Origin of the sequence: Sphingobacterium sp. UBA5670 (assembly GCF_002420705.1) — a bacterium.
Lineage (GTDB): Bacteria > Bacteroidota > Bacteroidia > Sphingobacteriales > Sphingobacteriaceae > Sphingobacterium.
Window position 1 is genome coordinate 136,849 of the sequence record NZ_DIIM01000019.1, and the last position, 12,220, is coordinate 149,068.

14 protein-coding genes are annotated in these 12,220 nt (G+C 38.8%); 6 read left to right on the forward strand and 8 right to left on the reverse strand.

The genetic code is table 11. The features are described from left to right. Position 1: 1 nt before the first annotated feature. Together B3C94_RS16615 and B3C94_RS16620 are read right to left on the reverse strand one after the other, a co-directional pair. Positions 2-772: a succinate dehydrogenase cytochrome b subunit gene (locus tag B3C94_RS16615; protein WP_046674909.1), complete on the reverse strand. Its 771-nt coding sequence runs from the start codon at positions 770-772 to the stop codon at positions 2-4. A gap of 171 nt (positions 773-943) precedes the next feature. Beyond that, the gene (locus B3C94_RS16620) at positions 944-1,540 is read right to left on the reverse strand and encodes a porin family protein (protein ID WP_075990895.1); all 597 of its coding nucleotides are present in this window, start codon (positions 1,538-1,540) and stop codon (positions 944-946) included. Positions 1,541-1,627: 87 nt separating this feature from the next. On the opposite strand from B3C94_RS16620, the gene B3C94_RS16625 reads away from it, so the two are divergent. The 6 genes from B3C94_RS16625 to pruA all read left to right on the forward strand — a co-directional run bounded on the left by B3C94_RS16625 (position 1,628) and on the right by pruA (position 6,063). Then, positions 1,628-1,837 carry a hypothetical protein gene (locus B3C94_RS16625; protein ID WP_293905638.1) on the forward strand — a complete coding sequence of 70 codons (210 nt, stop codon included), beginning with the start codon at positions 1,628-1,630 and terminating at the stop codon, positions 1,835-1,837. Continuing rightward, a complete protein-coding gene (locus B3C94_RS16630) occupies positions 1,834-2,175 on the forward strand; it encodes a tRNA-binding protein (RefSeq protein ID WP_293905640.1) in 342 nt (113 codons plus the stop codon). The genes B3C94_RS16625 and B3C94_RS16630 overlap by 4 nt, the downstream gene beginning before the upstream one ends. Before the next feature lie 9 nt (positions 2,176-2,184). Next, a complete protein-coding gene (locus B3C94_RS16635) occupies positions 2,185-2,652 on the forward strand; it encodes a nucleoside deaminase (RefSeq protein WP_293905642.1) in 468 nt (155 codons plus the stop codon). A 101-nt stretch (positions 2,653-2,753) separates the two neighbouring features. Further along, positions 2,754-3,362 carry a superoxide dismutase gene (locus B3C94_RS16640; protein WP_293905644.1) on the forward strand — a complete coding sequence of 203 codons (609 nt, stop codon included), beginning with the start codon at positions 2,754-2,756 and terminating at the stop codon, positions 3,360-3,362. A 241-nt stretch (positions 3,363-3,603) separates the two neighbouring features. Beyond that, complete coding sequence (msrA, locus tag B3C94_RS16645; RefSeq protein ID WP_293905646.1) at positions 3,604-4,257, forward strand: peptide-methionine (S)-S-oxide reductase MsrA; 654 nt, start codon at positions 3,604-3,606, stop codon at positions 4,255-4,257. 168 nt (positions 4,258-4,425) lie between these two features. Then, positions 4,426-6,063, forward strand: coding sequence for an L-glutamate gamma-semialdehyde dehydrogenase (gene pruA / locus B3C94_RS16650; RefSeq protein ID WP_293905648.1), 1,638 nt, complete (start codon positions 4,426-4,428; stop codon positions 6,061-6,063). Between the two features lie 59 nt (positions 6,064-6,122). On the opposite strand, the gene B3C94_RS16655 is transcribed toward pruA, so the two are convergent. The 6 genes from B3C94_RS16655 to B3C94_RS16680 all read right to left on the reverse strand — a co-directional run bounded on the left by B3C94_RS16655 (position 6,123) and on the right by B3C94_RS16680 (position 12,190). Further along, positions 6,123-7,304, reverse strand: a complete 1,182-nt coding sequence (locus tag B3C94_RS16655; protein WP_293905650.1) for a metallophosphoesterase family protein — start codon at positions 7,302-7,304, stop codon at positions 6,123-6,125. 18 nt (positions 7,305-7,322) lie between these two features. Next, a complete protein-coding gene (locus B3C94_RS16660) occupies positions 7,323-8,090 on the reverse strand; it encodes an endonuclease/exonuclease/phosphatase family protein (RefSeq protein ID WP_293905653.1) in 768 nt (255 codons plus the stop codon). 199 nt (positions 8,091-8,289) lie between these two features. After that, positions 8,290-9,315: a recombinase RecA gene (gene recA / locus B3C94_RS16665; protein ID WP_293905656.1), complete on the reverse strand. Its 1,026-nt coding sequence runs from the start codon at positions 9,313-9,315 to the stop codon at positions 8,290-8,292. 68 nt (positions 9,316-9,383) lie between these two features. Then, positions 9,384-10,061 carry an endonuclease III gene (gene nth, locus B3C94_RS16670; protein ID WP_293905659.1) on the reverse strand — a complete coding sequence of 226 codons (678 nt, stop codon included), beginning with the start codon at positions 10,059-10,061 and terminating at the stop codon, positions 9,384-9,386. A 231-nt stretch (positions 10,062-10,292) separates the two neighbouring features. Next, positions 10,293-10,484: a hypothetical protein gene (locus B3C94_RS16675; RefSeq protein WP_293905661.1), complete on the reverse strand. Its 192-nt coding sequence runs from the start codon at positions 10,482-10,484 to the stop codon at positions 10,293-10,295. An 80-nt stretch (positions 10,485-10,564) separates the two neighbouring features. Further along, complete coding sequence (locus B3C94_RS16680) at positions 10,565-12,190, reverse strand: S8 family serine peptidase (protein ID WP_293905663.1); 1,626 nt, start codon at positions 12,188-12,190, stop codon at positions 10,565-10,567. Between the last annotated feature and the right edge of the window lie 30 nt (positions 12,191-12,220).

Genomic DNA, 12,220 nt, shown 5'->3' on the forward strand with positions numbered 1-12,220 from the left:
ATTATTTAAAGAAGAAAAACAACGGCATTATTGCAAAGCCAATTGGAATTAATACCCCAAATACCCAAACACCGATTGCTCTGATGATTCCAATATATCTTCTGTGGTTAAAACCTAGAGTTTGGAATGCAGATTGGAAACCATGAATTAAGTGGAACGCCAAAGCTGCCATAGCAATCACATACAAAGCTACCAATGCAACATTTTTGAATGCAAAGTCAACTTGTTTGTACAAATCTCTCGCTTTCAAGATTTGAACATTGTTTTCTACCGTTTCTTGGTAGTCGTGGAATTCAGAAGCTTGAAGTTCGCGCGCTGTGGTTTGTCCAGTTGCCAAATCAGTACGGTATTCGATGTACGGCACTTCATCATTGTGAAACTTCCACCAAAAATTAGACATGTGCGTAGCTAAGAATACTAAAATGACAGTACCTAAAATACCCATGTTGCGTGAATTCCACTTGCTGTTTGCTTGACCATCATATTTGGCATAACCAATAGGACGAGCGGCCTTGTTTTTCATCGACAATGTAATAGCGTAGATGACGTGAACAATTACCGAAGCATACAATAAGTAAGAAACAACTTTGATTGGTGTAAAGTGAGTCATAAAATAGGCGTACTTGTTGAACGCTAGACCCGCATCATCTTTAAATAATTGCAAGTTACCAACCAAGTGAACAACTAGGAATAAACATAGGAAGATTCCTGTTAAGCTCATGATTAGCTTCTTCCCAATCGAAGAACTGAAAACTGGCTTTGATTTACTCATTATCCTTGTAATTTAATTTTAATTAGGCAAATCTACTATTTGCTATTAAATATGATACCATTTTGACAAGAAAAAGCAACAATTTAGAACGGTTCTAAAGTTTATTGAAATAAAAAGTCCGTTTTGAATAAAAACGGACTTTCTAACGGTATATGAACAGTGGTTAAAGTACTATAGAATACTGAATAATCTATACCCTAAACCGATACTCCACATGTTGATTTTTGGATTTGCCTGACTCTCGTTGTTGACTTTGTTTAGGCCCATTTCGTATCTTACATCGACACGTAAGCTTGAAATGTCAGCACCTACACCGAAGGCCCATGAAGTGCCGCTTTTTTTGTAGTTATTTGGGTTCAATTGGTCGATGACCTTATCTTGCTTGTCATCTACTTTAAATGAAAATATTGGACCTGTTTGGATCCGTGCTCCAATAGGACCTAAGCCAAAGCGTTTACCTAATAATACAGGAACATCAACTGTTGTAAACTTAACATCTGTCGATTCACCATTCTCTGCTTTCACAGTCGTGTTTTTACCTGTTAAATAAACCTCCGGCTGAATATGGAATCCCAATACGCCAACACGACCATAAAGACCCGCTTGGTAGCCAGCTTTTGTGTCTGAATTGAAATATTTGCCATCGCTTTTAAGCTTAGAGAAGTTTAACCCTCCTTTTACACCCACCTCAAATCCAGGCAGAAGCTGCGCCTGTGCAGTTGCTACGCTACCACAAATCAAAAGTAATGCTGGTAAAATCTTTTTCATAATCTTTTATTTATGTATATATTGTATCTTTAAACAAACTTTTACAGTTCAGTAAAGATATACAAATTTTATACCTAAATCTTAGTTATGCTGAAAATTAACGAAGAACAATGGCAAGTAGCCAAGGAAAAACTCCGTCGCAAGTACAACCATTTAAGTGACGAAGATTTAGCTTTTCAAGCAGGAGAAGAAGATAAATTGATCAGTAGATTATCATTACGTCTAGGACGGAAACCTTCATATATTTTATTTACAATAGGTAAAGAGATTCAGGATATCAGTAGCAATAGATTATGAGTAATACCATTAGCTGGGGCGATTTTGAGAAAGTGGATTTAAGGGTAGCAACAATTCTGGATGTCCAGGATTTTCCAAAAGCTAAAAAACCGGCCTATCAGTTGAAACTCGATTTTGGCGATGAAATAGGGATATTGCAAAGCAGTGCCCAGATTACAGTACACTACAGCAAAGAAGAACTGATCGGAAAGCAAGTGGTGGCAGTCGTGAATTTCCCTAAAAAACAGATTGCCAATTTTTTCTCAGAATGTCTAGTAACAGGTTTCCCAGATGAAAATGGGGATATTGTTTTGACCTCTGTTGATAAAAAATTACCAAATGGATCTAAACTTAGCTAAGTTTGTGTCATGACATTTATAGATTTTGAAGGAACACAACTGATCGATAGTGACGAATCATTTATGCGGATGGCATTGAATGAAGCGAAAATTGCTTATGCGGAAGGAGAGGTGCCGATTGGGGCTGTTATCGTACATCGCGGGCGTGTCATAGGGAAGGGGCATAATCTAACACAACGATTAAATGATGTGACCGCGCATGCCGAAATGCAAGCTTTTACAGCTGCTGCAAATTATCTCGGCGGCAAATACCTTGATGAATGTACACTATATGTTACTATAGAACCTTGTATTATGTGTGCCGGAGCAGCATATTGGACACATATCGGGAAAATAGTCTATGGGGCAAAAGATGAAAAGCGGGGCTACTCTCATTTTCATGATAAAATATTGCACCCAAAAACCGTTATTACCCATGGTGTTCTGCGGGAAGAATGTGCAGATTTGGTAAAATCATTTTTTCGTCAAAAACGGTAATGAAATAACGAATTTATTGTAACACATAAAAACATAACCGTGTATATTGTGTTATATTTGTATGTATAAACGAAGTAATAAACATTTAAATTAAAATAGATATGGCATTTGAATTAGAAGCGTTACCATACGCAGCCGACGCATTGGAACCACATATTGACAAAACTACAATGGAAATCCACCATGACAGACACCATCAGGCATATGTGGATAACTTAAATAAAGCGATCGCAGGAACAGACGCAGAGAATCTATCTTTATTAGATATCATCAAAAACGTAAGTAAATATTCAGCAGCAGTACGTAACAATGGTGGTGGTCACTATAACCACTCTTTGTTTTGGAAAGTTTTAGGTCCAAATGCTGGTGGCGCTCCAACAGGTGAATTAGCGGATGCAATTAATGCTACTTTTGGTTCATTTGATGAGTTGAAAAAACAACTTCAGGCAGCAGGTGCAACTCGCTTTGGATCAGGATGGGCTTGGTTAATCGTTGGTGCTGACGGTAAATTAGCCGTAACTTCTACACCAAACCAAGACAATCCATTGATGGATGTCGCTGAAGTAAAAGGAACTCCTATCTTAGGTATCGACGTGTGGGAGCATGCATATTATTTGAAGTTCCAAAACAAGCGTCCAGCATATTTAGAAGAAATTTTTAATGTTATCAATTGGGATGCCGTAGCACAAAACTATGCTGCTGCAAAATAATTGATCATTTGATAGCAAATCAGAAAAGCGACAATTTATTTATTGTCGCTTTTTTTTTGAAAGTGTCTGATGTTATTAGCCAGTAAGAACATTCAGTTCGATTTCATTACTATTGGTATCTGCAAAATCATGAAAGTTTTGTTTCAGTGAACTCAGGCATTTTTTGTATTTCTTGCATTAACCGGGCGTCTGGTTGAAATCAAGAATGGTTAGCCGGACAAGCAAATTGACAATTAAATACATGAAAAATCTATATATAATTATAGTGGCAATTCTTGTCTTTACTTCCTGTCAGGGAAAGGAAAAGCAAGTAAAGAAAACAGACTTCTCAAAATTGCCGGCAAAAAATACAGCGAAGCAGGATACAGCAACATTTGCTGCAGGCTGTTTTTGGTGTACCGAAGCTCAGTTTAAAGAACTGAAAGGTGTTGTAAATGTTGTCTCAGGATATACTGGAGGATGGGTCAAAAATCCGACCTATGCCCAAGTTTGTACTGGAAGTACAGGGCATGCCGAAGCGACTAATATTATTTTTGATCCCAATGTGATCAGTTACGATAAGCTATTGGAAGCTTTTTTCGTAGCACATGACCCTACCGAACTCAATCGACAAGGAAACGATGTTGGTACGCAATATCGTTCAGCTATTTTTGTGCACAATAAAGAACAGCTTGACAAGACACAGTATTATCTTTCGGCTTTAGAAAAAGAGAAGGTTTACAATAAACCTATTGTAACCGAAGTAGTTACGGCGACGGTATTTTATCCAGCAGAAGACTATCATCAGGATTATTATCGGTTAAATGGAAAAGAACCTTACTGTCAATTAGTCATTAAACCAAAATTGGAAAAATTTAAACGTATCTTTTCCAAGGTGCTCAAAGAGGGACAGTAACTTTGGGTATTCGTAAAATTTGAGGTAATTTTACTTCTATTAGCGCTATTTAGTATCCTGCTAATAAGTCGAAACCATGGTTTCTCATGCCTGATAATGGGATGAATAAACGTGATCGCTTCATGATACATAAATAGCATTTTTGGATGAATAATAAATAATTGTAATATGTCTAAAGGATTTTTTACAGTTCCAGTTCCTACCAATGAACCGGTGTACACTTACGCTGTCGGAACGAAAGAACGCAAATTGTTGAAAGCAGCAATTGATGAGGCACGTTCAAAACAGATCGATATCCCAATGTATATTGGCGGTAAAGAAATCACTACTTCTAAAAAAGTAACAATAGCTCCTCCACATGACCATCAACATATTTTAGGTCAATACAACCAAGGTGATAAATCTCACGTAACAGATGCAATCAATGCCGCTTTAGCTGCAAAAAAAGATTGGGAAAATCTTACATGGGAAGATCGTGCGGCGATATTCTTAAAAGCTGCTGAATTGATTTCTGGAAAATACCGTTATGAGCTGAATGCTGCGACTATGTTGGGCCAATCTAAAAACCCCTATCAGGCAGAAATTGACTCAGCATGTGAGATTACAGACTTTTTGCGCTTTAATGTGCAGTACATGACTGAAATCTATAAGCAACAACCTCCTATTTCTGGAAAAGGTGTTTGGAACCGTGTGGAGCAACGCCCTCTGGAGGGTTTCGTATTCGCATTGACTCCATTCAATTTTACAGCTATTGCAGGTAATTTACCTTCATGTGTTGCCATGATGGGTAATGTTGTGGTATGGAAACCATCCAACACACAAATCTACTCAGCAAATGTATTGATGAAAATCTTCCGTGAAGCTGGACTTCCGGATGGTGTTATCAACTTGGTCTATGTTTCTGGTCCTGATGCAGGTGATGTGATTTTCCAACACCCTGATTTTGCGGGTATCCACTTCACAGGTTCAACAGGCGTATTCCAGGACATCTGGAAAACGATCGGTAACAATATTCACCGTTATAAAACCTACCCACGTATCGTTGGTGAAACCGGTGGTAAGGATTTCATCGTTGTTCATCCTTCCGCAGATTTGAAAGCGGCTAATACTGCATTGGTACGTGGTGCCTTTGAATACCAAGGCCAAAAATGTTCTGCAGCATCGCGCGCCTATATTCCTAAATCATTGTGGCCAGCATTGAAAGAATCTATGACCAACGATGTGAAATCATTTACGATCGGTGGAACAGAAGATTTTACAAACTTTATCAATGCTGTTATTGATGAGAAATCATTTGATAAGTTGGCGAAATACATCGATAGAGCCAAAGAATCTAGCGATGCGGAAATTGTAGTCGGTGGTACTTACGATAAATCTAAGGGCTATTTCATTCATCCAACAATCATTGAAGCATCAAAGCCTGATTACGAAACAATGGTGGAAGAGTTGTTCGGACCAGTATTGACCATCTATGTTTACGAGGATGCTAAGTTTGAAGAAACATTAGATATCGTTGACAGAACTTCGATTTACGCGCTGACAGGTTCAATTATTGCACAAGACCGTTATGCTATTAATTTAGCGACAGATAAACTGAGACATGCTGCGGGTAACTTCTATGTGAACGATAAGTGTACCGGTGCTGTTGTAGGTCAGCAGCCATTTGGTGGTGCTAGAGGTTCTGGTACCAATGACAAAGCAGGCTCAATGATCAACTTGCTTCGTTGGGTGTCTCCACGTACAATCAAAGAGACATTTAATCCAGATACAGATTATAGATATCCTTTCTTGGAAAAAGGAGAATAAGGGAGCGTATGTAGCTACCTTGTGAAATATATGAAAGGGCGCTTGTAAAGCGCCCTTTTCTATTTTTTAAATAGCCCCAATTCTGTTCCATCGTCTCTGGTCATCCGTATGGCCAATGATTTATTGGTACCAGTTACATCAATGATCGTTCTTTTGCCGGCTTTTGGACCGCCACCTATAAATACAGGGTAATTGTGGTCTTTATCTGCGGGGTAGTATCCGTATTGGTGTGTGTGACCAGAAATCATGACATCAATTTTATATTTTTGAAATAAGGGATGAAAACACGCTCTGTTATCCAAGGTGCCGTGCCAGTCATCCGAATGGAAAATTGGTATATGGCTAATCACAACAGTATGTTGGGCTGCCTTTCTTTCTTTAGACTGCAGGACTTTCTCCAGCCATTTGGCCTGTTCTTTTCGATAGTTATCGTAATCGACTGTTCCGGCATATACCTCATGGCTGTCAGGCTTGTCTTCGCCACTATCCAGCATGATCCAAAAAATAGGCCCTCTTTTAAAAGCTTGATAATATTTATTGTCCGGATAACCAAAATATCGTTTGAAATTGCGAGCGAAAGATCCCCTTGTTTCGTGATTCCCTCGGTTCATAATGAATGGTTTACTAGTCGCAAAAAACTCAATTGGCTTTAGTAGCTTCTCTGTAATATCTTGCTGATTGGTAACATAATGAAAGGAGTCTCCATTCATCACAAAGAAATCGTAAGGCGAAATATCCTGATTTGGGATAAGGTCGCGGTAGCTGCTTTTTTCTTCATGGACATCGTTGTATACGAGACAACGAATCTGCTCCTGATTGTTTTTGGCTAATTTAGCCTCGAAAATGGGAGTTTCTATTTCCTGACCATACACAATTTTATAAGGATCGAACTTTTGAATTTCTTTCGCCTTGATGCGGTAACGAAAGGATCGGGGAGCGTCCTCAATAGCAAAGTGAAAAAAGTCGGTATTTGCATTGATCATCCCATCTTCGGATTGGTAGATTTTTTTCTGGACATTTCCCGTGTTATCGAGAATTTCGAGCCAAGCAAAAGCCTCTTTGCTCAAAATTGTAAAAATACTGACGCCTGTTTCCGTTTGATTTTGCAAATAGGCAGGTACGACAAAACTGAACTCGCCCTCCGTATTATCTGCAGTTTTCTCTTTTGCGGTGCTTATATTGGGCAGTGTGATCCCAGCCAGTGCCAGGGCTTCCAAAAATCTTCTTCTATTAAAATTCATAATAATTGGTTCAATAAATTATTTGATATCGACTTCTACATATAAGGGTCTATGATCACTAGCGTATTTTTCGTCCAGAATTCGATGATTGGCGAATTTTGCATTAGCCGTTTTATTGATCATAATATAATCGATTTCGGTATTGGGTTTGTCTTGGGGAAAAGTGAATCCATTGGCAATATTACTTTTTGTGAATACTTTGCCAAGTTCGGTAATTGCGGGATCTTTGGGTTCAGAGTTTAAATCGCCAACAAGGATAACGGGTAATTTTTCATTCTTGAAACGATTGGTGATAAATTTTGCCTGTTCAATTTTGTTTCTATCCCTGAGATCAAGGTGCGTATTGGCAAATAGAAGTTTCTTTTTATGAATCGTCACTTCGATCACAGCTAAACTGCGTCTTTCACTCTCCACTGGAGACGGTAAAAAATGTTTCTCTATGCGTTCAATTGGCTGCTTAGATAAAATTGCAGTGCCATATTCGCCTTTCTCAAGGTCTATTCCTTTGGAAAATATATAGTGCATGCCTGTTAGTTCAGCAAGCTTTTTAGCTTGGTTTTCAAAATATGAACGACCAAGATTGACATCAATTTCTTGAAGCCCAACGAGGTCCGCCTTTGAATTTTTGATAATCGTCGCAATAGTGTCAAGATTGATAACAGATTCTTTTTCATCAGGTGGATTCCCATGATGAATATTAAAAGAGAGTACTCGTATCGTTTGTGCATGGAGATGAAATACTGATCCTAGCAGTATCAAAAGAAATGGAATGAGTTTGCGATTCATTGTTATTAAGTTTAGCATTTGGATGTCAGGCGGTTTTAGTTCGCCGTGCTAAAAATAATAAAATCTATTAGTACAAATTGAAAACTTTGGACATGTAACAAAATAATCATTTAAGCTTCGTCTAGTTTGAACTTCATCGCAAAAAAAATAGCCATCTTATACAAGATGGCTACCTACATTATACTAATTTTTACAGCAACTAGTCTTCGTTCTCCTCGATTTGAAGCAGTGGATCTTCTCCTGTTACTTCTGCGCGGATTTTTGCCTCAAGTTCATCCATTAAATCTGGATTGTCGAATAATAAGGCTTTAACGGCATCTCTACCTTGTCCTAATTTCGTTTCGCCATAGCTAAACCAAGAACCTGCTTTTTTGATGATGCCATATTCAACACCTAAATCGATGATTTCGCCTACTTTAGAAATACCTTCACCGAAGATAATATCAAATTCCGCGATACGGAATGGAGGTGCTACTTTATTTTTTACAATTTTCACTTTGACACGGTTTCCCGATACTTCGTCAGAGTCTTTGATTTGTGATGTACGGCGGATATCTAAACGTACGGAAGCATAGAATTTTAATGCATTACCACCTGTTGTTGTTTCTGGGTTACCGAACATGACACCAATTTTTTCACGCAATTGGTTGATGAAAATACAACAGCAGTTTGTTTTTGCAATTGTACCTGTTAACTTACGTAAAGCCTGAGACATCAAACGAGCCTGAAGACCCATTTTAGAATCACCCATTTCGCCTTCGATTTCACCTTTTGGTACTAAAGCTGCAACAGAGTCAATAACGATGACGTCGATTGCACCTGAACGGATAAGGTTATCTGCAATTTCTAGGCCCTGCTCTCCATTATCTGGTTGAGAAATCAATAAGTTTTCTACATCCACACCTAACTTTTGAGCATAATATTTATCAAAAGCATGCTCAGCATCAATGATCGCTGCAATACCACCTTTTTTCTGTGCTTCGGCAACAATGTGTGTTGCTAAAGTAGTTTTACCTGAAGATTCAGGTCCATAGATTTCAATGATACGGCCTTTTGGCACACCGCCAATTCCTAAAGCAATATCCAAACCTAAAGATCCTGTAGAAATCGCCTCGATTGGCTCAACAGCAGTATCTCCTAACTTCATGATTGAACCTTTTCCAAAGTTCTTTTCCAATTTATCTAACGTCAGCTGTAAAGCTTTTAGTTTATCTGTGTTGCTCATATTTTTAGTATATATTTCTCAAAATTAAAAATAAAAAATCATAAACCAACTATTCTTCACTAAAAAAATTAGTTTTTTGTTTCAAGGATCTCTGAAACACTTTTTATATGGTGATTTTTCTCGAAGTATTTGCACATATAGGTGATAGGGCATTTCTCACAAAGGGGTTTTCGGGCCAGGCATATATAACGCCCGTGTAAGATAAGCCAGTGATGGGCAATGGCAATGGTATCTTTGGGCAGATTTTTTACCAGCTGTTTTTCTACTGCCAATGGCGTCGTTGCACGATAGGTTAGCCCAAGACGGTTTGCAACTCGAAAAACATGTGTATCTACAGCCATTGCAGGATTATGATAAACTACAGAAGAGATCACGTTAGCAGTTTTTCGACCTACTCCGGGAAGTTTCACAAGCTCCTCAATTTTTTCCGGTACAATGTTGTCAAATTTTTCTATCAGCATCTGGGCCATTCCAACAAGGTGTTTGGCTTTATTGTTCGGATAGCTTACGGATCGTATATAGCTAAACACCTCGTCCACGCTGGAAGCGGCTAAACTATGAGCATCGGGGTAGCGTGCAAACAATTTGGGCGTGACTTGGTTGATCCTTTTATCGGTGCATTGGGCGGATAAAATTACAGCGACCAGTAATTCAAACGGATTACTATAGTTGAGTTCTGTCTGTGCGTCAGGACTATTTTTGGAGAAATAGTCTACAAAAGCCTTGTATCGTTCTTGTTTTAACATTGATTCAAAACTAGCCAAAATTTCCATCAAAAAAGAAATTTTGAAGTACAGTGAAAGGAGTTGCTTTCCGTAACTGCGACAATTTAAACGGAGTGATGAAAGATGTCAATAGCCGGTACATCGTGAATAATGGGATTTAGATCGCAAAGCCTATGCGAGATAATAACCATTTCAGGTTCCAGCTGAACAGCGGGTAAATTGGGTTTAACGAAATAAGGCCTAATCGCTAGACTAGGCCTTTCTTTTTTCCATTTGTTTGGAATATGCCAAGATATTCTCAATACTTCTTTTGCTTGGATTAAGCAACATTTTTGGTAATTGAAGTTTCAATTCATTTTCTATGTCCTCGTCTGTCATTACCTTTTCGTTTTGGGTTAGCAAATTTTGAACTTCATTTTCTGATTGGGTAAAGTTTTCTACCATAAGCATCCTGTGTTTTGTCTCTGTAAGTTAATTAATTAAACGGACAAAAGATAGTTTTGGTATAAAAAACGAGAAAATATTTATTTTTTCTTTTTGTTGGTATATTCTTCTGCTTTTATGATGGCATTATAAGCATTGACAATCCCCCCGGTGACAGAAATGTCTGCTAACCGTACGGTTTTTGTGCTATCTTCACCGATTTTCACCTGCACAAGCTGATCTGGCTTTTCCACCGATTCCATAATAATCTGTTTGGTTTCAACAGCACTTAAATTTGGATAATAGGAACGGATCATTGCAGCTAGACCAGCAACAACAGGTGCGGCCATACTTGTGCCTTGTTCTTCTTTGTACTTGGAGTCCGGTACTGTGGAGTTGATATGGACGCCAGGAGCGAAAACATCAACCGTTTTTTTGCCATAATTGGAAAAATCGGCCAGCAGCTCATTGTCCAGATGAAGGCCCGTTGCGCCTACCGTGATCCAGGCCTGAGCAACCCCAGTCGTATCACCCTTTGCGTCCGTATAATATTTCATCGGAAAATTAGGCTCTATATCGTTATCTTCACTGTCATTTCCTGCAGCATGGATCATCAATACATCTTTTGATTCCGCATATTTGATCGCATCATCTACCGTTTGTTTGTTATAGGCATAACCTTTTCCAAAGCTCATGTTAAGCACTTTGGCTCCGTTGTCAGCGGCATAACGAATTGCATTTGCCACATCCTTATCGCGCTCATCACCATCAGGGACGAGTCTAACGGTAAGTATCTTAACACTGTCTGCCACACCATTGATACCTATATTATTATTGCGTTTTGCACCTATAATTCCGGCTACATGGCTACCATGCAAAGCATCCGGACCCTTTACATCAGCATTGCCATAGTGCCGCTCTGAAGCATCCTCGTAGTTGTCTCCAACGATAGGACGTGAATCGTAGTCTTTATTTAGATGATAGTCAACTTGGTTGTTGAAATATTTCGCACCTTCGGTAATATCATTGAAAAATTTAATAAAGCCACCGTTTTGGATCTCATCCTTTGCGTAGCCAAGTGCAATGCGTTGTGTGTTTGTCGTAGCTTTGAAATTGTCTATATCTTCTTGGGTGATGTCTTCGGGTTTCTTGCCGATTTCACGAACGACAGCATCTATATTGCGCTTGAGCGCATCATAGGAAAACTGTCCCATCTTAGCTTCTTCCAGTTTGTTTTTATATTCAATGACCATCTTTTGATAGCTAGTGAACGCTTTCCGGGCTTTTTCGTTGAGCTCAGTAGCAGGGGTAATATTTGCAAACTTTTTGTCCAATATCCGAAGCTGCCGCGTCAGTTCCAGGTTGTCGAACTGTACGTCCTTGCCGTTAGCGTTTCCAATAAAATTCCAGCCGTATTTATCATTGATATAGCCATTACCATCATTATCTATACCATTTGCAAGACTATCTTTCGCATTGATCCAGACGACGTCTTTTAGGTCCTCGTGATAAACATCAACGCCACCATCCAATACTCCCACAATGACAGGAGTGGATTTTCTGCCTTTCAATAAAGTCTTATATGTTTTTTCCGTGCTGATGCCCATTACCCCATCCGTTTTATAATCCAAGTTAAACCAGTTTGCCGGAATGGTATCGGATTGCGCGAAAGAGATAAGCGGCAATGAGCCCAAAGCGATTAGATATAGTGATTTCTTTAAATTCATATGTAAATAGTTATTCACTTGTGTTTATTT